Genomic DNA, 23,030 nt, shown 5'->3' on the forward strand with positions numbered 1-23,030 from the left:
ATGCGCGCTCTTGCCCTTGTATTAACGTTAATGATCCTTGCGGCGCCTGCGGGCGCGCAGGAGATCACGCTCGACATGGGCGGGAACGGAAGCCTGACGAATTCCTCGCTGCTGCTGATCGTGGGGATCACGCTGCTCAGCCTGGCGCCGGGTCTGGCGATCATGGTGACCTGTTTTCCCTTCATCGTCACCGTGCTGTCGATTCTGCGCCAGGCGATGGGGTTGCAGCAATCGCCGCCGAACATGCTGATCATCAGCCTGGCGCTGTTTCTGACCTGGTTCGTGATGGAGCCGACCTTCATGGCCAGCTATCAGGCCGGGATCGAGCCGCTGATCGCGCAAAAGATCGACATCGCCACCGCCTTTGAACGGGGGGCGGAGCCGTTCCGCATTTTCATGGCGGGCCGCACCGATCCCGAGACCTTCACCCAACTGGCCGCGATCCGCGAAGGCGCGAGTTACAGCGGCACCGCGCGCGAGGCGCCGCTGTCGATTCTGGTTCCGTCCTTCATGCTGTCGGAAATCACCCGCGCCTTCGAGATCGGCTTTCTGGTCTTCCTGCCGTTCCTGATCATCGACCTTGTCGTTTCGGCGATCCTGATGTCGATGGGGATGATGATGGTGCCGCCCGCCGTGGTGGCCCTGCCGTTCAAGCTGGCCTTCTTCGTGGTGGCGAACGGCTGGGTCCTGCTTTCGGGCGCGCTGGTGCGCAGTTATTCCTGACGCTTCGGCAGCACCCAGTTCGTGCGGATCCGGTGGCAGGTATAGCCGTTCGGGATCCGCTCCAGATAATCCTGATGCTCCGGCTCGGCCTGCCAGAACGGCCCGGCCGGGGCGACCTCGGTCACCACCTTGCCCGGCCAGAGGCCCGAGGCATCGACATCGGCAATCGTGTCCCGCGCGATCCGTTCCTGCTCTGCATCCACAAAAAAGATCGCCGAGCGGTAAGACGGGCCGATGTCATTGCCCTGCCGGTTCGGCGTCGTCGGGTCATGGATCTGAAAGAAGAATTCGAGCAGCCGCCGATAGCTGATCTGCGCCGGGTCAAAGATGATCTCGATCGCCTCGGCATGGGTGCCGTGGTTGCGATAGGTGGCCTGCGCCACATCGCCGCCCGAATAGCCGACCCGGGTCGACATCACGCCCTTCAGCTTGCGGATCAGATCCTGCATGCCCCAGAAGCAGCCGCCCGCCAGAATTGCCTTTTCCATCGTCTCAGCCCTCCAGTTCCGCCAGCCAGTCGCCGTACCCCTCGGCCTCCATGCGATCTTTCGGAATGAACCGCAAGCTGGCCGAGTTGATGCAATAGCGCAGACCGCCGCGGTCGCGCGGGCCATCGGGGAAGACATGGCCCAGATGGCTGTCCCCATGGGCCGAGCGCACCTCGGTGCGGATCATGCCGTGGCTGATGTCGCGATGCTCGGTCACATGCGCGGGCACGACCGGCCGGGTGAACGAGGGCCAGCCGCAGCCGCTTTCGAACTTGTCGCGCGAGGAAAACAGCGGCTCGCCCGAGACCACATCGACATAAAGCCCGGGGTCGGTGGTGTTCCAGAATGCCCCGGTAAAGGCGCGCTCGGTGCCGCTTTCCTGCGTCACGCGGAATTGTTCCGGCGTCAGCCGCGCCAGCGCTTCGGGGGTCTTGCGATACGTCTTGTCCATCTTTGGCCTCCTGCGGCCCAGATGGTCCGAGGGCGCGAAAAGTCCAGCCCCCGAGGGGGTTGTTTCTTTTCATACGCGGCAGGGAGAGTGATGGTGAGCCGTGCAGGATTCGAACCTGCGACCCGCTGATTAAAAGTCAGCTGCTCTACCAACTGAGCTAACGGCCCATCACTGGCGGGGTCTCTACTGGCCTCTGCCGGGGGGGTCAAGGGCCAAAGCGTGAAAAAATCGCATGACTGGAAAAAACTCTGCACCGGGTGTAGAGGGCGCACATGAACCAGAGTGCTCTCCCCCCCGAAACCGGCCTGCGTTTTTTGAAGATGCACGGCCTTGGCAATGATTTCGTCGTGATCGACGCGCGGACGGGGGAAAACCCCGTCACGGCAGCGCTGGCGCGGGCGCTGGGTGACCGGCACCGCGGTGTCGGCTTTGATCAGCTTGCGGTGATCCTGCCCGCCGAAGGGGCGGATTTCACGCTGGAATTCTGGAATTCCGATGGATCGAAGGCGGGCGCCTGCGGCAATGCCACGCGCTGCGTTTCCGATCTGATGATGCGCGATCTGGGCAAGACCTCGGTCACGCTGACCACAGCGCGCGGGCGGCTTGCGGCCGAGCGCCGGGCGGATGGGCTGGTGTCGGTGAACATGGGCGCCCCGATTCTGGAGGCGGCGGCGATTCCCGTGGCCGCCGATCCGATGGCGCTGCCGCTTGCCGGGGACCCTGTCGCCGTCGGCATGGGCAATCCGCATTGCGTTTTCTTCGTCGAGGATGCCGAGGCCGCCGATGTTTCGGGCCTTGGCCCGAAGATCGAGCATCATCCGCTTTTCCCCGAGCGCACCAATGTCGAGTTTGCCTCGCTTGTCGGTCCCGATCATCTGCGGATGCGGGTGTGGGAACGCGGCGCGGGAATCACGCTGGCCTGCGGCTCTGGAACCTGTGCGACGGCGGTGGCGGCGCATCTGCGCGGGCTGACCGGGCGGCAGGTGATCGTCGATGTCGATGGCGGGCGACTGGAGATCGACTGGCGCGCGGATGGCGTCTGGATGACCGGCCCGACGGCGCTTGTCTTCGAGGCGCAGCTGTCCCCCGCCTTCCTTGCCGCGCTATGAAACCGCCGGTCTTTTCCACGCTGGGCTGCAGGCTGAACGCCTATGAGACCGAGGCGATGAAGGAACTGGCCGCGAAGGCCGGTCTGTCGGGGGCGGTCGTGGTGAACACCTGTGCCGTGACGGCGGAAGCCGTGCGCAAGGCGAAGCAGGAGATCCGCAAGCTCGCGCGCGAAAACCCCGGCGCGGCGATCATCGTGACCGGCTGCGCCGCGCAGACCGAGCCCGAGACCTTTGCCGCGATGACCGAAGTCACCCGCGTCGTCGGCAACCATGAAAAGATGCAGCCCGAGACCTGGGCGGCGCTGACGCCGAAAGGGGCTGATTTCATTGGTGAAACCGAGCGGATGATGGTCGATGACATCCTCTCGGTCAAGGAAACCGCGGGCCATCTGATCGACGGCTTCGGCCGGCACCGCGCCTATGTGCAGGTGCAAAACGGCTGCGATCATCGCTGCACTTTCTGCATCATCCCCTTTGGCCGCGGCAATTCTCGCTCTGTGCCCGCGGGGGTGGTGGTCGAGCAGATCAAGCGGCTGGTGGATCGCGGCTTTGCCGAAGTGGTGCTGACCGGGGTCGATCTGACGTCGTGGGGGGCGGATCTGCCGGGGGCGCCCCGGCTTGGCGATCTGGTGATGCGGATCTTGCGGCTGGTGCCGGATCTGGCGCGGCTGCGGATATCGTCCATCGACAGCATCGAGGCCGACGAGAACCTGATGCTGGCGATCGCGACCGAGCCCCGGCTGATGCCGCATCTGCATCTGTCGCTCCAGCATGGCGATGACATGATTCTGAAGCGGATGAAGCGGCGGCACCTGCGCGACGATGCGATTGCCTTTTGCGAGGAGGCGCGGCGGCTGCGGCCCGGCATCGTCTTTGGCGCCGACATCATCGCCGGGTTCCCGACCGAAACCGAGGAGATGTTCGAAAACTCCCTGCGGCTGGTGGACGACTGCGGCCTGACCTTCCTGCATGTCTTCCCCTATTCGGCCCGCAAGGGCACGCCCGCCGCGCGGATGCCGCGGGTGGCGGGGCCCGTGATCAAGGACCGGGCGGCGCGGCTGCGCGCGGCGGGTGATGCGGCGCTTGTCCGGCATCTGACGGCCGAGGTGGGGCAGCTGCGGCAGGTGCTGACCGAGGGGCCGCGGCTTGGCAGAACGGAATATTTCACCGAAGTGTCGTTCGACCGTGATATGCCTGAGGGTACGGTGATGTCCTTGCGCATTTCCGGGCAGGATGGTGCCCGTTTGCTGGCCTGAGAGCGGGGCTCTGCCCCGCACCCCGGGATATTTTCGGCAAGATAAAGGGCCGGGGGCTTTTGTTTTCCGAATCGGTGGTTAGGTTGGGCCCATGCTGTGGATTGATGACACATTGGCGATTGCCGACTGGGAACTGTCGGAAAGCTTCACGCGCTCGCAGGGGCCGGGGGGGCAGAATGTCAACAAGGTCTCGACCGCGGTCGAATTGCGCTTCGAGGCCGCGCGCAGCCCGCATCTGACGCCCCCGGTGAAGGCGCGGTTGCAGCGGCTGGCGGGGCGGAAATGGACGCTGGATGGCGCCATCGTGATCCGGGCCGAGGAAACCCGCAGCCAGTTGCGCAACCGCGAATTGGCGCGGGAACGGCTGGTGGAGCTGATCCGCGCCGCGCTGGTGGCGCCGAAGCGGCGGGTGGCGACGAAGCCGACCCTGGGCAGCCAGCGGCGGCGGCTGGCGGCGAAGACGGTGCGCGGCGAGGTGAAGGCGCTGCGGGGCAGGGTGGGCGAGGATGAGTGATCTGCTGGCCCGGCGCACGCGGCTTCTGGGGCCGAATGTGCCCACGTTTTACGAGCGCCCCTTGCAGATTGTCCGCGGCGAGGGCGTCTGGCTGTTCGATGAAACCGGGCGGCGCTATCTGGATTGCTACAACAACGTCGCCCATGTCGGTCATTGTCATCCGCGCGCGGTCGCGGCGATTGCCGCGCAGGCGGCGGTTCTGAACACCCACACCCGCTATCTGCACGAAGGCATCCTGACCTACGGCGAGCGGCTGGTGGCGAAATTTTCCCACGATCTCAGCCAGATGCTGATGACCTGCACCGGGTCCGAGGCGAATGACGTGGCGCTGCGGATGGCGCAGGCGGCGACCGGCAAGACTGGGCTCATTGCCACCGACAACACCTATCACGGCAACACCACGGCCGTTGCGCATCTGTCGACCCGCCGCCCGCCGATTGGCGGCTATCCGCCCCATATCCGCCGCGTGCCCGCGCCCGACAGTCTGGCGCCGCTGGGCGGATCGCTGGCCGCGCAGCCGCAGGCCTTTGCCGCGGGCGTCGCGGCGGCCATCGCCGATCTGGAGGCCTCCGGCCACGGGTTCGCCGGGATCATGCTCTGCCCGATCTTTGCGAACGAGGGCACGCCGGGCATCGGCCCCGGCTTTCTGGACCCGACCGTCGAGGTGGTGCGCAGGGCCGGGGGTCTGATCCTGTGCGACGAGGTGCAGCCGGGCTTTGGCCGGGTGGGGTCGCATTGGTGGGGGCACGACTTCCTCGGCTTTGCCCCCGATGTGGTGACTTTGGGCAAGCCGATGGGCAATGGCCATCCGGTCGCCGCGGTGATCGCCCGGCCCGAGGTGATGGCGGCCTTTCGCAATGCCTTTGGTTACTTCAACACTTTCGCAGGCAACCCCGTTTCCTGCGCCGCGGCCAGTGCCGTGCTGGACGTGATCGAAGAGGAGGGGCTGGTCGAAAACGCCCGCGATGTCGGCGCCTACGCGCTGGGCCTGTTGCGGGACTTGCGCCATCCGCTGATCGCCGACACCCGCGGCTTCGGCCTGTTCTTCGGCATCGAATTTGCCCGCGATGGCCAGCCCGAAACCGAGTTCTGCGGCCGGGTGGTCGAGGCGGCCAAGGATGCAGGCATCCTTCTGGGCCGGGTCGGGCGCGGTCAGCATATCCTCAAGATGCGGCCCCCGATGCCGTTTTCGCGCGAAAACGCCGCGCAACTGGTCGCGACGCTGGACACCATTTTGCGAAAGATGCCCGCATGATGGACGATGCCGCCGCCTATGAGATCGCGACCGAGGCGCAACGCGCCTGGCTTTGCCGGGGGGCGCCCTTGCAGCTGGTCTGGCGGTCGGAAAACATCGTCTTCGGCACCATCCTGCCCACCGGCACCAAGGCGGCGCTGCGGCTGCATCGGCCCGGCTATCAGGACGCGCCCGCGATTGCGGCGGAACTGGCCTGGTCGGCGCGGCTCTGCGATGCCGGGGTGGCGGTGGCCGAGCCGATCCCGGCGGCGAATGGCGCCTGGGTGGTGCAGGCGCGCGGGCTGACCTTTTCCTGCCTGCGCTGGATCGAGGGGCGGCCGCTGGGCGAGGCCGTCGCGCCTTTGGAAGACAGCGCCGTGCTGGCCCGGGCCGAGGATTTCGGCGCGCTGATCGCCGATCTGCACAATGCCACCGATGCGGGCGCCTGCCCCGAGACCTTTCCGCGCGCGGGCTGGGATGCCGAGGCGCTTCTGGGCGAGACCCCGCGGCTGGGCCGGTTCTGGGAGGCGCCGACGCTGAGCCCCGAGGAAAGCGCGCTCCTGCGGGCGGCGCGCGACAGGGCCCGGCAGATGCTGCCGCGCGCCACGGATTTCGGGCCGATCCATGCCGATACGTTGCGCTCGAACGTGATGGTCACCCGCCAGGGCCTGCGGCTGATCGACTTTGACGATTGCGGCCCGGGCTGGCGGCTTTATGATCTCGCCTCGGCGCTGGTGCAAAGCTGGGGGGACCCGCTGTTGCCCGAACACGCCCGGCGGCTGGTGGCGGGCTATCGCAGCCGTAGGCAATTGACTGTTGATCAACTGGACCTGCTGCCGCTGTTCCTGGCGCTGCGCAGCTTCGTTTCCGCCGGTTGGGTGGTGACCCGCGCGCCCGAGGACCGCCGCCGTCAGCGCGCCTATGCCTATCGGGCAGTGGCGCTGGCGCGGATGCTTCTGGATGGCGGCAGCCCCTGGGGGGATCTCGGATGATGGGCCTGCCCCCCTTTTTGCGCAATCTTCTGGGCCACCGCCCCGAGGCCTTGCAGGTGGCGGCGCTGTGCCGTCGCGGCACCGGCAAGGACACCGAGGTGTTGCTGGTCTCCTCGCTTGACACCAAGCGCTGCATCGTGCCGAAGGGTTGGCCGATGCGCGGCAGGACGCTGGCCGAGGCGGCGCTGCGCGAAGCCTGGGAAGAGGCGGGGGTGCTGGGCCATGTCCAGGCCGACCCGGTCGGGGCCTTCCACTATGACAAGCGGCGCAAGACCGGGCTGGTGCAACGCTGCAAGGTGCTGTGCTTTGTCGTCGATGTGACCGGGCTTGACGCCGATTTTCCCGAACGGGGCCGACGCGACCGGCATTGGCTGAGCCCGAAGGCCGCCGCGAAATGCGTCAAGGAGCGGGAGCTGAAAGCGCTTCTGCGCCGTCTGGCGTAATGCGTCGTTGAACTGCGGGCCCAAACAGGCTAGTCCCCCGGCCCGAATGTAACAGAGTCGTGACGCCATCTTGACGGCGCGACGATCAGGGGAAAAGCCGTGGCCGCACCGCCCGTCAACCAGTGGAAAACCCTCGACAAGGATCTCAAGCGGATCACCCTGCTGGAGGATGCGACGCAATTCGTGGCGCGTCCGCTGGTCGCCCCCGGGATCGCGCTGGCCTTCATCGTGCTGGCGGGGGTCTTTGCGGCGATCCTGATGGGGGCGCAGCCCGGCGGCCTGATCGTCGTCTTTGCCGCGGCGATCGGCGCCTATATGGCGCTCAACATCGGCGCCAATGACGTCGCCAACAACATGGGCCCGGCGGTGGGGGCGAATGCGCTGACGCTGGGCGGCGCGCTGATCATTGCCGCGATCTTCGAGGTCTCGGGCTCGCTGATTGCCGGGGGCGATGTGGTCAAGACCGTCTCGACCGGGATTCTGGCGCCTGATGCGGTGACGGATGCGGCGCATTTCATCTGGGCGATGATGGCGGCGCTGCTTGCCTCGGCACTGTGGCTGCATGTGGCGACCTGGATGGGGGCGCCGGTCTCCACCACGCATTCGATCGTCGGCGGCGTCGTCGGTGCGGGCGTGGCGGCGGCAGGCTTTGGCGCGGTCAATTGGCCCGCGATCCTGAAGATTTCCGCCAGCTGGGTGATTTCCCCGGTCATGGGCGGGATCTTTGCGGCGCTTTTCCTCGCCTTCATCAAGGCGAAGATCATCTATGTCGAGGACAAGATCGCCGCCGCCCGCAAATGGGTGCCGATGCTGATCGGCTTCATGTCGGGCACCTTCGCCGCCTATCTGGCGCTCAAGGGGTTGAAGAAGGTCCTTGATCTCTCGCTGGGTTCCTCGCTGCTGATCGGGGTTTTCGTCGGGCTTGTCGCCTGGGGCATTTCGGTGCCGCTGGTGCGCGCGCAATCCGAGGGCCAGGAAAACCGCAAGAAGACGCTGAAGAAGCTGTTCACGATTCCGCTGATCGTCTCCGCGGCGCTTTTGTCCTTTGCCCATGGCGCCAATGACGTGGCCAATGCGGTGGGGCCGCTCGCGGCGATCGTCCATGCGGTCAAGGAAGGCGCACTGACCGACAGCGTAGAGGTGCCGTTCTGGATCATGGCCGTCGGCGCCTTCGGGATTTCGGTCGGGCTGACGCTGTTCGGGCCGCGGCTGATCAAGCTGGTGGGCTCGGAAATCACCAAGCTGAACGCGATGCGGGCCTATTGCGTCGCGCTTTCGGCGGCGATCACCGTCATCGTCGCCTCCTGGCTGGGGCTGCCGGTGTCCTCGACCCATATCGCGGTGGGCGGCGTCTTCGGCGTCGGCTTTTACCGCGAATGGCATGCGGAACGCCGGGCGCGGATGCTGGGCCTGCAAAAGGGCAAGATCGTCCCGCCCGAGGAACGCTCGCGCCGGCTTCTGGTGCGGCGGTCGCATATCACCACGGTCGTCGCGGCCTGGGTCATCACCGTGCCCGCCTCGGCGGTGCTCTCGGCCGGGCTTTACTGGCTGATGAACGCGCTCGACGGTTAAACGACGACGGGCGTCGCGGTTTGCGCGCCCACGTCGAAAACGCGCCGATAGCGGGCGATTTCCTCGGCCGGGCCGGTGGCCTTTTCCGGGTTGTCCGACAGTTTCACCGTCGGGCGCCCGTTCGCCGCCACCGCCTTGCAGACAAGGCTGAAGGGGGACAGCTCGTCCTCCTCCACCAGACCGCGGAAATCATTGGTCAAAAGCGTGCCCCAGCCGAAGCTGACCTTGACCCGGCCGCGAAACTGCGCGTGCAGCGCCTCGATCTGCGCGACATCAAGCCCGTCGGAAAAGATCACCAGCTTCTGCGTCGGGTCCTCGCCACGCGATTGCCACCAGGAAATTGCCGTCTCGGCGCTTTCGAAAGGGTTGCCGGAATCGATCCGGATCCCCGTCCAGGCGGCCAGCCAGTCGGGGGCGCGTTGCAAAAACCCCTTTGTGCCATAGGTGTCGGGCAGGATGATGCGCAGATTGCCGTCATGTTCTTCGTGCCAGTCTTCCAGCACGCGATAGGGCGCCTGCCGCAGCTCTTCCTCGGTCTCGGCCAGCGCGGCCATCACCATCGGCAGTTCGTGCGCATTGGTGCCGACGGCCTCCAGATCGCGGCGCATCGCGATCAGACAATTCGAGGTGCCGGTGAAACGGCCCCCCTGCGCGGCATCGCCCAGACCTTCGACCATCGCCTGAACGCACCAGTCCTGCCACAGGAAGCCATGCCGCCTGCGCGTGCCGAAATCGGCGATCTTCAGCCCCTCGATCCGCTTCAGCCGCTCGATCTTTTCCCAGACCCGGGTCATCGCGCGGGCATAAAGCACCTGCAGTTCGAACCGCTTCATGCCCCGCAGCACCGCGCGCGAGCGCAGCTCCATCAAGATCGCCAGCGCCGGAATTTCCCACATCATCACCTCGGGCCAGGCGCCTTCAAAGGTCAGCTCATACTGGCCGTCGCGCTTTTCGAGGTGATAGGGCGGCAGGCGAAAGGCCTCGAACCACTCCATGAAATCGGGGCGGAACATCTGCCGCTTGCCGTAAAAGGTATTGCCGCGCAGCCAGGTGCTTTCGCCGCGCGTCAGTCGCAGGCCACGGGCGTAATCCAGCTGCTCGCGCAGCTCACCCTCGTCGATCAGATCGGCCAGGCGGATGGATTTCGTGCGGTTGATCAGGCTGAAGGTGACCTGCGTTGCGGGCCGGTGCCGGAATACCGACTGGCACATCAGCAGCTTGTAGAAATCGGTGTCGATCAGCGAGCGGATGATCGGGTCGATCTGCCAGCGGTGATTGTAGACGCGGGTGGCGATATCGACCATTTCAGGGCTCCAGCCCCACGCCCGCCGCCAGCATCTCGGCCCGCGCGGCCGCAAGCGAGCCGTTCAGGTCGATGGCCCGGCAGGCGCCCTCCAGAACCCGGGTGGTGAAGCCCAGCTTCGCCGCGTCGATCGCCGACCAGCCCACGCAGAAATCCAGCGCCAGCCCGACAAGGGTCACCTGCGTGATGCCGCGCTCGCGCAGATAGCCCGCAAGGCCGGTGGGGGTGCTGCGGTCGTTCTCGAAGAAGGCCGAATAGCTGTCGATGGCGCGCCGAAACCCCTTGCGCAGGATCAGATCGGCATCGGTGCGCAGCCCCGGGTGAAAGGCCGCCCCCGGCGTGCCCTGCACGCAATGCGCAGGCCACAGCGTCTGCGCGCCATAGGGCATGTCGATTTGCGAAAACGGCGCCGCCCCCGGATGGTTCTCCGCGAAAGAGGCGTGATCGGCCGGGTGCCAGTCCTGTGTCAGCACGGTGACGGGAAACTCTGCCATCAGCGCATTGACGCGGGGGATGATCGCGTCGCCCGCCGCAACGGCCAAGGCCCCGCCCGGGCAGAAGTCGTTCTGAATGTCGATGACGATCAGCGCGTCTTGCGGTCCGGCCATGGCTTCCCCCGTTCGGTGACCCTGTCCGCCCATGCGTAGGGTGCAGGGGCGGCAGGGTCAACCACTCGCGGCCGCTGCCGGGCACGGCGCTTGCGCCGGACTTATTGGCTGCAGCTTTGCGTCAGCAGGTTGCAGGTCTGGGCGACCTCGGCGTCCGTCCCCGGAAAGTCGAGCCGCGGCAAATCGAAGCTCATGCCTCCGGCCGCGGCGGCAGACGCGGTCATCGTGACAAGCGCAAGGCCAAGGAAGAAGCGTTTCATGTCGGTCTCCAATCTGAACCAATCGGTTTACATGCAGGTATATGAACCGAGTCGTTCAGATTTTCAAGGGCAAATTGAACTGGACGGTTCACATCAATCGGTTGCAAGATGCGACACAGCGTCTATGTTGGAATCATTCTAAAACGGGGCCGCCATGTTTTCCGCACTCGCCAACCGCCGCCGCTTTTCCGACCTCTCCGAACGCGAGGTTCTGGCCCTTGCCATCTCCTCCGAAGAAGACGACGCCCGGATCTATCGCAGCTTTGCCGAGCGTTTGCGCGCCGACTATCCCGCCACCGCGGCGGTCTTCGACGGCATGGCCGAGGAGGAAGACGGCCATCGCAAGGCCCTGATCGAGCGCCATCGGGCCCGGTTCGGCGAGGTGATCCCGCTCATTCGCCGCGAACATGTGGCGGGGTTTTACGCCCGCAAGCCGATGTGGCTTTCGGCGAACCTCTCGCTGGCGGCGATCCGGGCCGAGGCCGAAGAGATGGAACGGACCGCCGGGGCTTTCTATGTTCAGGCGGCAAAAAGCACCACCGATGCGGCGACGCGCAAGCTTCTGGGCGATCTGGCGGCGGCCGAGGCCCGGCACGAACGCCATGCCGAAAACCTGACCGAGGACAATCTGGGCGACGCGGCGCGATCCGAGGAAGACACTTCGGCGCATCGGCAATTTGTGCTGACCTGGGTGCAGCCCGGGCTGGCGGGGCTGATGGATGGCTCGGTCTCGACGCTGGCGCCGATCTTCGCCACCGCCTTCGCGACGCAGGATACCCATACGACGCTGCTGGTGGGTCTGGCCGCTTCGGTCGGCGCGGGGATCTCGATGGGCTTCACCGAGGCCGCGCATGATGATGGCGTGATCTCGGGGCGCGGCAGTCCGCTCAAGCGCGGGCTGGCTTCGGGGGTGATGACGACGCTGGGGGGCCTTGGCCACGCGCTGCCCTATCTGATTCCGGATTTCTGGACCGCAACGGCGATCGCCATGGTGATCGTCTTCGTCGAATTGTGGGCGATCGCCTGGATCCAGAACAAATACATGGAAACGCCCTTCTTCCGCGCCGTGCTGCAGGTGGTGGTGGGCGGCGCGCTGGTCTTTGCGGCGGGGGCGCTGATTGGCGGCGGTTGAAAGGGCGTATTTGGACCAAGAAAAAGCCGCGCGTTTCTTCTTGGCGCAAATACGCAAATGCCCTCGCTGGTGCCGATTGCCGCGGCATGTTAGCCCTGCACCATGATCGAGATCTTCCTGAAGACACTGCCCTTCTTCGCGCTGATCGGGCTTGGCTGGGCGGCGGGGCGGCTGCGGGTCTTCCCGCCCGAGGCGACGGCCTGGCTGACGAAATTCGTCTTCTACTTCGCCCTTTCGGCGATGCTGTTTCGCTTCACCGCGACGCTGCCGATCGAAGATCTCTTCGATCCCGCCTTCTTTGCCGCCTATCTGACGGCCTCGATCGCGGTCTGGGTTCTGGGCTTTGCGGCGGCGAAGCTGCGCGCCCGCCCCCTGGCCGAGGCCGCGATGGAGGCCCATACCGCAATGACCGGCAACACCGGGTTTCTGGGCGTGCCGATGCTTGTCGTGCTTCTGGGGCCGAAGGCGGCGGGGCCGGTGCTGATGGTTCTGGCCGCCGACATGATCGTGTTTTCGACGCTGATCACGCTCATCGTCACCTATGCCCGGCATGGCCGCGTGGCGCTCGCGCCGCTGGCGCTGGGGCTGGCGAAGAACCCGATGATCGTTTCGATGCTGGCGGGGCTCGCCTGGGCGCTGCTGCACCTGCCGATGCCCGGCCCGCTTGAGGAGTTCATGAAGATCCTCGGCGGCGCCGCCACGCCCGGGGCGCTTTTCGCCATCGGCGCCTCGCTGGCCGGGCGCTCGGCCGAGACCCTTGGCCCCGCGCTTTGGCTTTCAGCGGCAAAGCTGGTGCTGCATCCGCTGGCCGTGGCGATTGCCGCCTTCCTGATTTTTCCGGTCGAGCCCTTCGCCGCGGGGGTCATGGTCGCCGCCGCCGCCCTGCCGGTGGCGGGCAATGTCTATATCCTGGCCGCCCATTTCGGCGTCGCGCCCCAACGCGTTTCGACCGCGATCCTGATCTCGACCGCGGTTTCCATCCTTTCCATCCCCGCCGTCATCGCATGGGTGCACACATGACAAGAGCCGTGGTTTTCGACATCGGAATGGTGCTGGTCGAATGGCACCCCGAGGCGTTTTATGACCGCCGCATCGGCCCCGAGCGTCGCCGCGCCTTCTGGGCGGAAACCGGCATCGCCGCGATGAACGAACGCCTCGATCTGGGGGCGCCCTTTGCCGAAACCGTCCGCGCCCATGCCGATCTGCACCCCGACTGGCGGGCCGAGGTGATGGCCTGGCACGACCACTGGCTTGACATGTGTACCCCCGCCATTCCCCATTCCGTGCGGTTGCTTTCGGCCCTGCGTGCGAAAGGGGTTCCGGTCTTCGCGCTGTCGAATTTCGGCGTGGGCACGTTTGAGCTGGCCTGCCGCGCTTACCCGTTCCTGACCAATTTCGACCGGCTTTTCGTCTCGGGCTATCTGGGCCTGATCAAGCCCGATCCGCGCTTCTACGCGGCGCTGGAGGAGGGCACGGGCTATAGCGGCGCCGATCTGCTTTTCACCGACGACCGGCCCGAAAACATCGCCGCTGCCGCCGAACGCGGCTGGCAGACGCATCTGTTCACCACCCCCGCAGGCTGGGCCGCGCGCCTTGTGTCCGAAGGGTTTCTGACCGAAGGAGAGGCCGCATGACCCCCGCCCTGATCGGCCCCGAGGCCGAAGCGCAGCTGGACTGGATCGGCCTGACCGAGGCCTTCCGCGCCGGGCACCGCCTGCCCCGCGCCGAGGTGGCGGACAGCTTTCTTTACCGCGGCGCCGACACGTTGCTGACCCGCTCGGCGCTGATTGACGGGCTGGGCATGCTGGTGAAGGCGGCGACGATCGTGCCCGGAAATGCCCCGGATCTGGGCACGGTCAACGGCGGTGTGATGCTGATGGAGGACCGGACGGGGGTGTTGTCAGCCGTGCTTGATTTCGCGCTGGTGACGAAATGGAAGACCGCAGGGGACAGCCTGCTCGCGGCGCGGTTACTGGCGCGGCCCGAGGCGCGCGAGATCCTGATCTGTGGTGCGGGCAAGGTGGCAGCCTCAATGATCGAGGCCTATCGCGCGGCCTTTCCCGCCGCCCGCTTCACCATCTGGAACCGCTCGCAGGCCGGTGCGGAGGCGCTGGCCGCGGCCACCGGCGCCCGGGTCGAGAGGGACCTTGAAACCGCGCTGGGGCAAGCCGAGATCGTCGCAGGCACGACGATGGCCAAGGACCCCTGGCTGCGCGGCGACTGGCTGCAGCCGGGAACCCACATCGACCTGATCGGCGCCTTCCGCCCCGACATGCGCGAGGCCGACGACGCGACCTTGCGCCGGGCGCGGCTGTTCTGCGATTCTAGGGCGACGGTGCTGCACCATATCGGCGAATTCCGCGACCCTCTGGCGCGCGGCGTGATCGCCGAGACCGATGTGGTGGCCGATTTCTACGACATCGCCGCCGGGCTGTTCCGTCGCAACAGCGCCGAGGAGATCACGCTGTGCAAGAACGGCGGTGGCGCGCATCTGGATCTGATGACCGCCAATTTCATTCGCAAGTGTTGGCAGGCCCGGCCTGTCTGACCGCCGCGCCTCGCCGGAAGGAAGGAGGCGTATTTGCACCAGGAAAAAACACCTGCTTTTTCTTGGCTCAAATACGCCCTTTGCGACGGTTCGGCCCGCGCCTCAGGCGCGTTTTGCGACCGCGATGCCCAGCAGATCGAGCACTTTCGCCTCGATATCCGCCGCGTTCATCCTGGCCGAGGCATACATGTCCTCGGGGTTCGCATGGTCGATGAAGGTGTCGGGCAGCACCATCGAGCGGAACTTGTAGCCGCGGTCGAAGACGCCCTCTTCCGACAAGAATTGCGCCACATGGCTGCCAAAGCCGCCCACCGCGCCTTCCTCGATGCAGATCAGCGCCTCGTGTTCCGCCACCAGCCGCAAGATCAGATCTTTGTCGAGCGGTTTGGCGAAGCGGGCATCGGCCACGGTCGGCGCCATGCCGCGGGCGGCGAGCGCCTCGCGGGCTTTCAGCACCTCGGCCAGACGGGTGCCAAAGGACAGGATCGCGACCCGGGCGCCTTCGGAAATGATCCGGCCCTTGCCGATTTCGAGCGGCACGCCCTGGGCGGGCATGTCCACCCCCATCCCCTCGCCTCGGGGATAGCGGAAGGCGATCGGGCCTTCGTCATGCGCGGCGGCGGTGGCGACCATATGCACCAGGTCGGCCTCGTCGGCGGCGGCCATCACCACCATGCCGGGCAGGTTCGCCATGAAGCCGATGTCAAACGCCCCCGCATGGGTCGCGCCATCGGCCCCCACCAGCCCGGCGCGGTCGATGGCAAAGCGCACCGGCAGGCGCTGGATCGCCACGTCATGCACGATCTGATCGTAGCCGCGTTGCAGGAAGGTCGAATAGATCGCACAGAAGGGTTTCATCCCCCCCGCCGCCAGCCCGGCCGAGAAGGTCACGCCATGCTGTTCGGCGATGCCGACATCGAAGCAGCGGCGCGGAAAGCGCTCGGCGAAAAGGTTCAGCCCGGTGCCCTCGGGCATCGCCGCCGTCACCGCGACGATCTTTTCGTCGCGCGCGGCTTCATTGATCAGGCTTTCGGCGAAGACCTTGGTGTAGCTGGGCGCATTCGAGGCGGCCTTGACCTGCGCCCCGGTCAGCACGTCGAACCGCGCCGTGGCATGGCCGCGGTCGGGGCGGTTTTCGGCGGGGGCATAGCCCTTGCCCTTTTTCGTCAGCGCATGGATCAGCACCGGCCCGGTCGCCCGCGCCTTCAGCGTGCGGAAGAGATGCAGAAGCGTATCGAGATCATGGCCGTCAACCGGGCCGACATAATCGAAGCCCAGTTCCTCGAACAGGGTGCCGCCAATCGCCATGCCCTTGAGCATTTCCTTGGCCCGCCGCGCGCCTTCCTGCAGCGTTTCCGGCAGCAGGCTGACGGCGCCCTTGGCCATCGCCTTCAGATCCTGCATCGGCGCTTCGGCATAAAGCCGCGTCAGATAGGACGAGAGCGCACCCACGGGGGGCGAGATCGACATTTCATTGTCGTTCAGGATGACGAACATCCGCTTGCCCAGATGGCCGCCGTGGTTCAGCGCCTCGAAGGCCATGCCGCCGGTCATCGCGCCGTCGCCGATCACCGCGATGGCATCGCCGCATTCGGACCCCAGTTCGCGGGCCATGGTGAAGCCCACCGCCGCGGAAATCGAGGTGGAGGAATGCCCGGCCCCGAAGGCGTCATAGGGGCTTTCGGACCGTTTGGTGAAGCCCGAGAGGCCCCCCTTGGTGCGCAGGGTGCGGATGCGGTCGCGCCGTCCGGTCAGGATCTTGTGCGGGTAGCATTGGTGCCCCACGTCCCAGATGATCTTGTCGCGCGGGCAGTCGAAGACCGCATGCAGCGCCACGGTCAGTTCGACCACCCCCAGCCCCGCGCCCAGATGCCCGCCGGTGACCGACACGGCCGAGATCGTCTCGGCGCGCAATTCATCGGCCAGGCGGTGCAGGTCGCGGTCGCTCAGCCCCTTCATGTCGGAGGGCAGACGCACGCGGTCGAGGATCGGGGTCACTGGGGGCTGGCTCATGGGGCTCGCTTCACTTGTCGCGTTCGATCACATAGCGCGCGCAGGCGCGAAGGGTAGAGGCGGCCGCGCCATAGGGGGCAAGGGCGGCTTCGGCCTCGGCCACCAGATCGGCGGCGCGGGATTTCGCCCCCGCCAGACCCAGCAGCGAGACGAAAGTGGCCTTGTGCGCCTCGGCATCCTTGCCCAGCCGCTTGCCCGCCGCTTCCTCGTTGCCTTCGACATCGAGGATGTCGTCGGCGATCTGGAAGGCGAGGCCCAGCGCCTTGGCATAAGCGGCAAGCGGCGCGCGGTCAGCACCGGCGATGATGGCGCCCGCCTGCGCGGCAAAGGAGATCAGCGCGCCGGTCTTGCCCGCCTGCAGGCGGATGATTTCGTCAAGCGTCAGCGGGACAGCGGCGGTTTCGGCGGCAATATCAAGGGCCTGGCCATAGACCATCCCCTCGGCCCCCGAGGCCTGCGCCAGCGCGGCCACCAGCGCGACGCGATTTTCGGCCGATCCCAGCACCGGATCGGTGCAGAGTTCAAAGGCGAGGGTCTGCAGCGCATCGCCCGCCAGAACGGCCGTGGCGTCATCCCATTTCTTGTGAACGGTCGGCAGGCCGCGGCGCAGATCGTCATTGTCCATGCAGGGCATGTCGTCATGGACAAGGCTGTAGGCGTGCAGCGCCTCGACCGCCAGCGCCGCGGGCATCGCCTGTTCCATCGAAATCCCGTGGATCGCGGCGGATTCAATCGCAAGGAAAGCGCGCAGCCGCTTGCCGCCCTGCGCCGCATAGGCCATCGCATCGCGCAGATCGCCTTCGGGCAGGCGCCCGATCGCCGCCGCCATCGCCGTTTCCACGGCGTCCTGAATCTCTTTCAAACGTTCGGAAAACATCAGAGTCCTTCCACCGCAACGGTGCCCGCGGGCACCCCGCCTTCGCCCAGCAGGATCTTTTCGACCCGCTCCTCGGCTTCCTTCAGAAGCATCGCGCAGCGCTCTTTCAGCTTTGCCCCGCGCTCGGAGAGCCGGACGGATTGGTCCAGCGCCACCTCGCCGCGTTCCAGCTGGTTGACCACCTGTTCCAGCGCGGCCATCGCCTGCTCGAATGTCATGCCGGAAATGTCGCTGTCGTCCATCGCGCCCTCCCGCCGCCTTGGATGCCCGTTCCGGATTGCCACGGGTGGCCCCGCAATTCCAGCCCCCGCAATGAAAAAGCGGGCCGATTGGCCCGCCGCGGTCGAAAAGTCGCAAAGTAAAAGGGTCGCGGGCATGGCCTGCGACCCCCGAGATCTACGGAGATGGTCCGGTTAGGGTCTGGATCAGATCCTCCGTCCCAGCCAGGGTCTGCGACCCTTGGGGTTGCCCTCAGGCCTCGGCCCCCCTGACTGTCCCGACACCTCTCTCCAATATCACTCTAGACACTGGACCACCTCCTTTCATGCGTGTTGCCGATAGGGAAAGGGTGGCACAGATTTGGTGTATGGCAAGTTAAATTACGCAATCCTTGGCGAAAAGCGCCAGACGATTGCCCGGAAAGGCAGCAGCGCGATGACTGCAAGCGTAATTTTTACGCACCAATCGGCCAGAGCCAGCGAGATCCACAGCGGCAGGGCCGGGCCAAAGCCCAGAAGCGGCAGGCTTTCATTGGCCCAGCTCACGTCATTGGCCGGTTCAAGAAAGCTCAGGGCGGCGGCAAAGGCGGTGGTGAAGAAGATCACCGTGTCGAGGCTCGCGCTGATCAGGGTGGAGACCAGCGGCGCCCGCCACCAGCCGCCGCGATGGCGCAGCCGGTTGAAGATGGTGACATCGGTCAGCTGCGCGGCAAGGAAGGCAAGACCCGAGGCCAGAGCGACGCGGAAGCTGACCAGCGGGCCGAACTCGCCCACGATCTGCGAGCCGATCAGCGAACAGATCACGCCGACGACGAAGCCCGAGACGACGACGATCCGGGCGGCCCGCGGGCCCTGCAGCCGGTTCGTCAGATCGGTGACAAGGAAGGCGAAAGGATAGGTGAAAGCCCCGAGCGTCAGCCATTGGCCGTAAAGGAATTGCACGAGGATGTTGGAGGCCACGACAATGGCGGCCATGGCAAGGATGCCGGGCAGGTAGCGCATGCAGGATCACCGTTTTTACATGGTAGCGGAGACATGGCCCGCGACAGGCGGACGCGGGGGCCATACGCCCCGGGCCCTTTCGGGTCAAGGAAAACCTCAGCGGTTCAGCCGGTATTCGACGATTTCGGTGCGCTGAAAGGCGTTGAAATTGTCATCCGCGATCATCGTCAGCCGGATGGCGCCCTGCGCGTCGCGCCAGACCGCAAGGCCTTCGAGATTGTCATGCAGCCCTGCGGTGGTGCGCAAAAGCTCGGTGCCGGGGCCGATGCGGTCGCCCGCGATGTCGAAGACCTGCACCCGGCTGCGAAAGCCCAGAAGGCCCCAGAAATCGCGTTCAAGCAGATAAAGTCGGCCGTCGGGGCCGATATCGGCGCCCACGGGCAGCCAGTCGCCCTCGCGCGGGATGGCAAAGGGCTGTGTCCATTCCCCGTTGCGAAAGCGCCAGACCGGAAACGGCGCGCTGCGGCTGCCCGACCGTTCGGGCATCGTGTAAAGCGTGTCGTCGGGGGCGAGGGCCAGCGCTTCCAGCGCGCTGTTGGACTGGAACTGCTTGAAGGCCGCGGGCCGGGGCAGCGGTTTCGCCGGGCCGTCGTCGCGCGGATAGCGCACGACCCGCGCCATCCCCTCGAAAGAGATGAAGACGCTGCCATCACGCGCCAGCGCCAAGCCTTCGGAATCGCCGCTGTAGCGGGCGAGCGGCCTGCCCTTGCTGTCGTGCAGCAGCGCCGGGCCGGTGCTGGTGACCCCGGTGATCCGGCCCTCGGCGTCGCGCAGGATCCGGCCCCGCCAGATCGTGGCGCGGTCCGAAACGGTGACGAAGGTCCCGCCGTCCGCGGTCAGGTCAATGCCGGAAAAGCCGCCGAATGCGGGCCGCGGATCGCTCCAGCGGAAGCTTTGCAACAGCACGGCCCGATCCTGCCCCGCGCGGGCGGCGCCGATCAGCAACGTCGACATTGCCGCGAGTGCCATCAGCCCAAGGCCGAGGATCAGGGCGCGGACAGGACGTTTCGGCATTGGACGGGCAGATCGGACATCACATAGGTTTTCGCGTTTTTCGGCGCCGGGCCCGAGGGTTTCGGCCGTTTCGGCGGGTGGCGCAATTCTTCAAGATAAGTCGTCACCCACCATGTCAGGCTGTCGTCGCAGCCGTTGCCGCCATTTGACAGCTCGGCCACCGTGGGTTTTTGCCTGTCGCAAAGCGTCGCCCCGGGCGGGCATTTCAGCCGGACGTGGAAATGCGTGTTGTGGCCATAGATCGGCCGGATCTTCTGCAGCCAGGCGGTATCGGCCCGGGTCGCGGTCGCGCACATGGCAAGCTTCGCCGCCGCCGCGACAAAGACCCGGTCCACCCGCGGGTCCGAGGCCGCCGCCCGCAACAGCGCCGCATGCTGCGGGGTCCAGTTGCCGTTCACCCGGGTCTGATCCTCGGTGCGGATCGAGATCGAGGATATCTTCTCGCGCTGCTTCGCCGACAGATCAAGCCGTGTCGCGGGCAGCATCCAGATATCGGCATCGAGCCCGATCTGGTGGCTGGCGTGCCCGCCCGTCATCGGCCCGCCGCGCGGTTGGCTCAGATCGCCGATGTAAAGCCCGCGCCAGCCGGGCAGGCGGGCGGCAAAGGCCGACAGGTCCTGCAGAAAGGCCACCAGTTCCGGCTGCCCCCAGTTGCGGTTGCGCTTGAGCCGCATTGCCTGCCAGGTCGGCCCGCTTTCCGGCAGCGCCACCAGACCGGCGGCACAGCCCCGGGAATAGGCGCCGATCGGCTCCGACGCGCCCGTGGTCGGGCGGGCCTGCGCGCCGAACAGCTGCCGCGCCAGCGGCTCGGCCGCGGCGCCCAGCGGGATCGCCGCGATGGCGGCGGCGGCAAGGACAAGACGGATCGGCGTCATACTTTCTTCCTTCTTCCTTTGCGTCACGCCGCGGCGTGGTCTCCCTCGGATTTGACGAAGGCTATCAGGATCAGCCCCAGAACGAAAAGCACGATGACGGGAGTGATGCCGAGGGTCTGGCTTTGCGTCATCGCCGTCACCGCCCCGATCGAGAGCGGCGCGATGAAGGCGGTGGCCTTGCCGGTCAGCGCGTAAAGGCCGAAGCATTCGGTGATCTTGGCCGGGTCGGACTGGCGCACCATCATCGTGCGCGAGGCCGATTGCAGCGCCCCCCGCCCGCGCCGATCAGCCCGCCAAGGAGGTAAAAGGCGATGTCGGGCAGGGTGCTTTCGGGGGCGACGGCCAGACCGAAGACGCTCTCGCGCGAGATGAAGACGACGCCGAGGGTGATCAGTGCCAGCGCGATCAGGGTGCAGACGATCACCGCTTTCGGGCCGAAGCGGTCATCGGCCTTGCCTCCCAGCCAGGAAAAGGTCGCCCCGGTGATCGTGCCCAGAATGCCGAACAGCCCGATCTGGGTGATCGACCAGTCCAGCACCCCCGCGGCATAAAGGCCGCCGAAGGTGAAGATGCCATTGAGCGCATCGCGGTAGAACATCGAGGACACCAGATAGGCGAAAAGGCTGGGCCGTTTCGGCAGCGATTTCAGGGTGCTGCGCAGCTCCGGCCAGGCCTCGCGGGTGGCCTGTGCCACCGGCACGGCGCCCGGATGGCGCGGCTCGCGCACCCACAGGAAAAACGGGATCATGAAAACCGCATACCATACGGCGGTCAGCGGGCCGACGATGCGGGTATCCTCGCCCGTCGCTGGATCAAGGCCGAAGAGCGGCGTCAGCCCGATCAGCGTCTTGCCGGTGGTGGGGCTGGCCTGCAACAGCGTCAGCATCAGGATCAGCGACACCATTCCGCCGACATAGCCGAAGGCCCAGCCAGAGCCCGAAACCTTGCCGATATGTTCGCGGCCGGTCAGGTCGGGCAGCATCGCATTGGTGAAGGAGGTGGCGAATTCCATGCCGATCATGCCGACGGCAAAGGCGATCATCACCAGCCAGAGGTTGAAATTCCCCGGCTCGGCCGTCCAGAGGAGCGCCGCCCCCGCCACATACATCAGTGAAAACAACCAGATGAAGGGCATGCGCCGACCCGAGCGGTCGGCGATGGCGCCCAGCCAGGGGGCCGCCAGCGCGATGAAGAGACCCGACAGGCCGATGCCGAAGCCCCAGACCGTCTGCGCCGTGGTGCCATCTCCCAGAAGCCGCTCCATGAAGGGGGCGAAGATGAAGGTCAGCAAAAGCGTGTTGTAGGGCTGGCTGGCCCAGTCGAAGAACCACCAGCCCCAGATGCGCTTGCGTTCGGTGATCATGTCGCCCCCCGTGTTTGCCCGGATCAAGCCCGAAACCGGGGGACAGCGCAACATTTACCTTGAAGGCGGCATTTCGGGGGGCCAGGGGCGGGTGTGATCGGCGGCGATCCAGCCCTGCACCCAGTCGGGCAGGGCGGGGCTTTCCGCGCGGTGGCCCATGTCCTCGACCACCTTTTGCGGCGGCACGATCCCGGCTTTCGAGGTGACGGCGCCGCGGATCAGGATGTGGTTGCAGCAGTCGCCCCCGCGCCACATCCCCTGTTCCATGTAGAAGAACCGGGCATCCCAGCCCAGACAGCGGGTCCGCATCTCGAAGCTTTGCATCATGGTGATGCGTTTTCTGTAGCGCGTGGTGTTGCCCGCGACGACGATGCCCCAGCGGTTGCGGATCAGACAGGCGTTCAGCCCCGTCTGTTGCGCCAGGGCGATCCGGCCCAGATCGAACAGCGTCACGATGCGGCCGTTGTTCAGATCCTTCCACGGGTCGATGTCCCAGGGCCAGGCGCGGTGAAAGGTGGAAATCGGCTCCAGGATGTCGATCCTTTGGCCCCGCGACGACAGGATCGCCTTGCCCATGCGGATGATCGGATACATGCACGCCCCCCCTTGCTGCCCCGTCGTGCCGCGCTGCAGCGGGGGCGTCAAGGACGACCTTGCGGCAAATGCCCCGCGAAATGGCGCGCTCGGGCAGTTGCAAGCAAGACCGGCGTGGCTTACCTGTGAGGCGCATCCGACGGAGGTCCGAATGAACCCTAACATGCTGCTCGACGGGGTCCATGTGGCCCTTGCCCTCGTGTTTCAGCTTCTGTGGCTGGTGATCCTGGCCCAGGTGATCATGAGCTGGCTGGTCAATTTCAACGTGCTGAACCTGCGTCAGCCGCTGGTCTACAAGCTTTGGGATCTGCTGAACCGGCTGCTGGAGCCGATCTATGCGCCGATCCGCAAGATCCTGCCGTCCTTTCAGGGCGTCGATTTCACGCCCATGGTGGTGATCATCGCGATGATCTTCCTGCAACGGCTGCTTGGCCTCTGAGC

Annotated in this window: 25 protein-coding genes, 1 tRNA gene and 1 pseudogene; 13 read left to right on the forward strand and 14 right to left on the reverse strand. The window is 66.1% G+C overall.

Going from position 1 to position 23,030, the window contains the following annotated elements:
- The gene (gene fliP, locus ACTTAG_RS00745; protein ID WP_444463743.1) at window positions 1–723 is read left to right on the forward strand and encodes a flagellar type III secretion system pore protein FliP; all 723 of its coding nucleotides are present in this window, start codon (window positions 1–3) and stop codon (window positions 721–723) included.
- Here the strand turns inward: fliP and msrA are convergent.
- From msrA to ACTTAG_RS00760, 3 genes are all read right to left on the reverse strand, one after another.
- Window positions 714–1,211 carry a peptide-methionine (S)-S-oxide reductase MsrA gene (gene msrA, locus ACTTAG_RS00750; RefSeq protein ID WP_444463744.1) on the reverse strand — a complete coding sequence of 166 codons (498 nt, stop codon included), beginning with the start codon at window positions 1,209–1,211 and terminating at the stop codon, window positions 714–716. The genes fliP and msrA overlap by 10 nt on opposite strands.
- A 4-nt stretch (window positions 1,212–1,215) precedes the next feature.
- Window positions 1,216–1,662, reverse strand: a complete 447-nt coding sequence (gene msrB, locus ACTTAG_RS00755) for a peptide-methionine (R)-S-oxide reductase MsrB (RefSeq protein ID WP_444463745.1) — start codon at window positions 1,660–1,662, stop codon at window positions 1,216–1,218.
- A 91-nt stretch (window positions 1,663–1,753) separates the two neighbouring features.
- Window positions 1,754–1,829, reverse strand: a tRNA-Lys gene (locus ACTTAG_RS00760).
- A gap of 105 nt (window positions 1,830–1,934) precedes the next feature.
- Here ACTTAG_RS00760 and dapF point away from each other — a divergent pair.
- The 7 genes from dapF to ACTTAG_RS00795 all read left to right on the forward strand — a co-directional run bounded on the left by dapF (window position 1,935) and on the right by ACTTAG_RS00795 (window position 8,782).
- A complete protein-coding gene (gene dapF, locus ACTTAG_RS00765) occupies window positions 1,935–2,771 on the forward strand; it encodes a diaminopimelate epimerase (RefSeq protein WP_444463746.1) in 837 nt (278 codons plus the stop codon).
- Entirely contained in the window at window positions 2,768–4,027 is a 1,260-nt protein-coding gene (mtaB, locus tag ACTTAG_RS00770; protein WP_444463747.1) for a tRNA (N(6)-L-threonylcarbamoyladenosine(37)-C(2))-methylthiotransferase MtaB, read from the forward strand. Before dapF ends, mtaB begins: the two co-directional genes overlap by 4 nt.
- A 91-nt stretch (window positions 4,028–4,118) precedes the next feature.
- Entirely contained in the window at window positions 4,119–4,541 is a 423-nt protein-coding gene (gene arfB, locus ACTTAG_RS00775) for an alternative ribosome rescue aminoacyl-tRNA hydrolase ArfB (RefSeq protein ID WP_444463748.1), read from the forward strand.
- Window positions 4,534–5,796: an aspartate aminotransferase family protein gene (locus ACTTAG_RS00780; protein WP_444463749.1), complete on the forward strand. Its 1,263-nt coding sequence runs from the start codon at window positions 4,534–4,536 to the stop codon at window positions 5,794–5,796. The genes arfB and ACTTAG_RS00780 overlap by 8 nt, the downstream gene beginning before the upstream one ends.
- Window positions 5,793–6,767, forward strand: a complete 975-nt coding sequence (locus ACTTAG_RS00785) for a phosphotransferase enzyme family protein (RefSeq protein WP_444463750.1) — start codon at window positions 5,793–5,795, stop codon at window positions 6,765–6,767. Before ACTTAG_RS00780 ends, ACTTAG_RS00785 begins: the two co-directional genes overlap by 4 nt.
- Complete coding sequence (locus ACTTAG_RS00790; protein ID WP_444463751.1) at window positions 6,764–7,210, forward strand: NUDIX hydrolase; 447 nt, start codon at window positions 6,764–6,766, stop codon at window positions 7,208–7,210. Before ACTTAG_RS00785 ends, ACTTAG_RS00790 begins: the two co-directional genes overlap by 4 nt.
- 99 nt (window positions 7,211–7,309) lie before the next feature.
- The gene (locus ACTTAG_RS00795) at window positions 7,310–8,782 is read left to right on the forward strand and encodes an inorganic phosphate transporter (RefSeq protein WP_444463752.1); all 1,473 of its coding nucleotides are present in this window, start codon (window positions 7,310–7,312) and stop codon (window positions 8,780–8,782) included.
- Here ACTTAG_RS00795 and pncB read toward each other — a convergent pair.
- From pncB to ACTTAG_RS00810, 3 genes are all read right to left on the reverse strand, one after another.
- Window positions 8,779–10,086: a nicotinate phosphoribosyltransferase gene (pncB, locus tag ACTTAG_RS00800; RefSeq protein WP_444463753.1), complete on the reverse strand. Its 1,308-nt coding sequence runs from the start codon at window positions 10,084–10,086 to the stop codon at window positions 8,779–8,781. The two genes, ACTTAG_RS00795 and pncB, sit on opposite strands and share 4 nt — an antisense overlap.
- Before the next feature lies 1 nt (window position 10,087).
- The gene (pncA, locus tag ACTTAG_RS00805) at window positions 10,088–10,693 is read right to left on the reverse strand and encodes a bifunctional nicotinamidase/pyrazinamidase (protein ID WP_444463754.1); all 606 of its coding nucleotides are present in this window, start codon (window positions 10,691–10,693) and stop codon (window positions 10,088–10,090) included.
- Window positions 10,694–10,794: 101 nt separating this feature from the next.
- The gene (locus ACTTAG_RS00810) at window positions 10,795–10,953 is read right to left on the reverse strand and encodes a hypothetical protein (RefSeq protein WP_444463755.1); all 159 of its coding nucleotides are present in this window, start codon (window positions 10,951–10,953) and stop codon (window positions 10,795–10,797) included.
- Between the two features lie 154 nt (window positions 10,954–11,107).
- Here ACTTAG_RS00810 and mbfA point away from each other — a divergent pair, with 154 nt between their 5' ends.
- From mbfA to ACTTAG_RS00830, 4 genes are all read left to right on the forward strand, one after another.
- Window positions 11,108–12,085, forward strand: coding sequence for an iron exporter MbfA (gene mbfA, locus ACTTAG_RS00815; protein WP_444463756.1), 978 nt, complete (start codon window positions 11,108–11,110; stop codon window positions 12,083–12,085).
- 102 nt (window positions 12,086–12,187) lie between these two features.
- Entirely contained in the window at window positions 12,188–13,105 is a 918-nt protein-coding gene (locus ACTTAG_RS00820) for an AEC family transporter (RefSeq protein ID WP_444463757.1), read from the forward strand.
- Window positions 13,102–13,719: an HAD family hydrolase gene (locus ACTTAG_RS00825; protein WP_444463758.1), complete on the forward strand. Its 618-nt coding sequence runs from the start codon at window positions 13,102–13,104 to the stop codon at window positions 13,717–13,719. The genes ACTTAG_RS00820 and ACTTAG_RS00825 overlap by 4 nt, the downstream gene beginning before the upstream one ends.
- Window positions 13,716–14,633: an ornithine cyclodeaminase family protein gene (locus tag ACTTAG_RS00830; RefSeq protein ID WP_444463759.1), complete on the forward strand. Its 918-nt coding sequence runs from the start codon at window positions 13,716–13,718 to the stop codon at window positions 14,631–14,633. The genes ACTTAG_RS00825 and ACTTAG_RS00830 overlap by 4 nt, the downstream gene beginning before the upstream one ends.
- A gap of 102 nt (window positions 14,634–14,735) precedes the next feature.
- On the opposite strand, the gene dxs is transcribed toward ACTTAG_RS00830, so the two are convergent.
- From dxs to ACTTAG_RS00870, 8 genes and pseudogenes are all read right to left on the reverse strand, one after another.
- The gene (gene dxs / locus ACTTAG_RS00835; protein ID WP_444463760.1) at window positions 14,736–16,646 is read right to left on the reverse strand and encodes a 1-deoxy-D-xylulose-5-phosphate synthase; all 1,911 of its coding nucleotides are present in this window, start codon (window positions 16,644–16,646) and stop codon (window positions 14,736–14,738) included.
- Between the two features lie 10 nt (window positions 16,647–16,656).
- Window positions 16,657–17,523: a polyprenyl synthetase family protein gene (locus tag ACTTAG_RS00840; RefSeq protein WP_444463761.1), complete on the reverse strand. Its 867-nt coding sequence runs from the start codon at window positions 17,521–17,523 to the stop codon at window positions 16,657–16,659.
- The gene (locus ACTTAG_RS00845) at window positions 17,523–17,765 is read right to left on the reverse strand and encodes an exodeoxyribonuclease VII small subunit (protein WP_013069156.1); all 243 of its coding nucleotides are present in this window, start codon (window positions 17,763–17,765) and stop codon (window positions 17,523–17,525) included. The genes ACTTAG_RS00840 and ACTTAG_RS00845 overlap by 1 nt, the downstream gene beginning before the upstream one ends.
- Before the next feature lie 357 nt (window positions 17,766–18,122).
- On the reverse strand, window positions 18,123–18,743 hold the full coding sequence (locus ACTTAG_RS00850) for a queuosine precursor transporter (protein WP_444463762.1): 621 nt from the start codon (window positions 18,741–18,743) through the stop codon (window positions 18,123–18,125).
- A 96-nt stretch (window positions 18,744–18,839) separates the two neighbouring features.
- Complete coding sequence (locus ACTTAG_RS00855) at window positions 18,840–19,757, reverse strand: esterase-like activity of phytase family protein (protein ID WP_444463763.1); 918 nt, start codon at window positions 19,755–19,757, stop codon at window positions 18,840–18,842.
- Entirely contained in the window at window positions 19,730–20,632 is a 903-nt protein-coding gene (gene mepA / locus ACTTAG_RS00860; RefSeq protein ID WP_444463764.1) for a penicillin-insensitive murein endopeptidase, read from the reverse strand. The genes ACTTAG_RS00855 and mepA overlap by 28 nt, the downstream gene beginning before the upstream one ends.
- Before the next feature lie 23 nt (window positions 20,633–20,655).
- A pseudogene (locus tag ACTTAG_RS00865) lies at window positions 20,656–21,995 on the reverse strand (MFS transporter).
- A gap of 54 nt (window positions 21,996–22,049) precedes the next feature.
- The gene (locus ACTTAG_RS00870) at window positions 22,050–22,589 is read right to left on the reverse strand and encodes an acyl-CoA thioesterase (RefSeq protein WP_444463765.1); all 540 of its coding nucleotides are present in this window, start codon (window positions 22,587–22,589) and stop codon (window positions 22,050–22,052) included.
- Between the two features lie 151 nt (window positions 22,590–22,740).
- Between ACTTAG_RS00870 and ACTTAG_RS00875 the strand changes: the two genes are divergently transcribed.
- Window positions 22,741–23,028, forward strand: coding sequence for a YggT family protein (locus ACTTAG_RS00875; protein ID WP_444463766.1), 288 nt, complete (start codon window positions 22,741–22,743; stop codon window positions 23,026–23,028).
- The last annotated feature ends 2 nt before the right edge of the window (window positions 23,029–23,030 follow it).

The organism is Rhodobacter capsulatus (assembly GCF_052363185.1).
Taxonomy (GTDB): domain Bacteria; phylum Pseudomonadota; class Alphaproteobacteria; order Rhodobacterales; family Rhodobacteraceae; genus Rhodobacter; species Rhodobacter capsulatus_E.

Coding starts and splice junctions, on each gene's coding strand:
- fliP (WP_444463743.1), top strand. CDS start 1: ATGCGCGCTCTTGCCCTTGTATTAACGTTAATGATCCTTGCGGCGCCT.
- msrA (WP_444463744.1), bottom strand. CDS start 1,211: ATGGAAAAGGCAATTCTGGCGGGCGGCTGCTTCTGGGGCATGCAGGAT.
- msrB (WP_444463745.1), bottom strand. CDS start 1,662: ATGGACAAGACGTATCGCAAGACCCCCGAAGCGCTGGCGCGGCTGACG.
- dapF (WP_444463746.1), top strand. CDS start 1,935: ATGAACCAGAGTGCTCTCCCCCCCGAAACCGGCCTGCGTTTTTTGAAG.
- mtaB (WP_444463747.1), top strand. CDS start 2,768: ATGAAACCGCCGGTCTTTTCCACGCTGGGCTGCAGGCTGAACGCCTAT.
- arfB (WP_444463748.1), top strand. CDS start 4,119: ATGCTGTGGATTGATGACACATTGGCGATTGCCGACTGGGAACTGTCG.
- ACTTAG_RS00780 (WP_444463749.1), top strand. CDS start 4,534: ATGAGTGATCTGCTGGCCCGGCGCACGCGGCTTCTGGGGCCGAATGTG.
- ACTTAG_RS00785 (WP_444463750.1), top strand. CDS start 5,793: ATGATGGACGATGCCGCCGCCTATGAGATCGCGACCGAGGCGCAACGC.
- ACTTAG_RS00790 (WP_444463751.1), top strand. CDS start 6,764: ATGATGGGCCTGCCCCCCTTTTTGCGCAATCTTCTGGGCCACCGCCCC.
- pncB (WP_444463753.1), bottom strand. CDS start 10,086: ATGGTCGATATCGCCACCCGCGTCTACAATCACCGCTGGCAGATCGAC.
- pncA (WP_444463754.1), bottom strand. CDS start 10,693: ATGGCCGGACCGCAAGACGCGCTGATCGTCATCGACATTCAGAACGAC.
- ACTTAG_RS00810 (WP_444463755.1), bottom strand. CDS start 10,953: ATGAAACGCTTCTTCCTTGGCCTTGCGCTTGTCACGATGACCGCGTCT.
- mbfA (WP_444463756.1), top strand. CDS start 11,108: ATGTTTTCCGCACTCGCCAACCGCCGCCGCTTTTCCGACCTCTCCGAA.
- ACTTAG_RS00820 (WP_444463757.1), top strand. CDS start 12,188: ATGATCGAGATCTTCCTGAAGACACTGCCCTTCTTCGCGCTGATCGGG.
- ACTTAG_RS00825 (WP_444463758.1), top strand. CDS start 13,102: ATGACAAGAGCCGTGGTTTTCGACATCGGAATGGTGCTGGTCGAATGG.
- ACTTAG_RS00830 (WP_444463759.1), top strand. CDS start 13,716: ATGACCCCCGCCCTGATCGGCCCCGAGGCCGAAGCGCAGCTGGACTGG.
- dxs (WP_444463760.1), bottom strand. CDS start 16,646: ATGAGCCAGCCCCCAGTGACCCCGATCCTCGACCGCGTGCGTCTGCCC.
- ACTTAG_RS00840 (WP_444463761.1), bottom strand. CDS start 17,523: ATGTTTTCCGAACGTTTGAAAGAGATTCAGGACGCCGTGGAAACGGCG.
- ACTTAG_RS00845 (WP_013069156.1), bottom strand. CDS start 17,765: ATGGACGACAGCGACATTTCCGGCATGACATTCGAGCAGGCGATGGCC.
- ACTTAG_RS00850 (WP_444463762.1), bottom strand. CDS start 18,743: ATGCGCTACCTGCCCGGCATCCTTGCCATGGCCGCCATTGTCGTGGCC.
- ACTTAG_RS00855 (WP_444463763.1), bottom strand. CDS start 19,757: ATGCCGAAACGTCCTGTCCGCGCCCTGATCCTCGGCCTTGGGCTGATG.
- mepA (WP_444463764.1), bottom strand. CDS start 20,632: ATGACGCCGATCCGTCTTGTCCTTGCCGCCGCCGCCATCGCGGCGATC.
- ACTTAG_RS00870 (WP_444463765.1), bottom strand. CDS start 22,589: ATGTATCCGATCATCCGCATGGGCAAGGCGATCCTGTCGTCGCGGGGC.
- ACTTAG_RS00875 (WP_444463766.1), top strand. CDS start 22,741: ATGAACCCTAACATGCTGCTCGACGGGGTCCATGTGGCCCTTGCCCTC.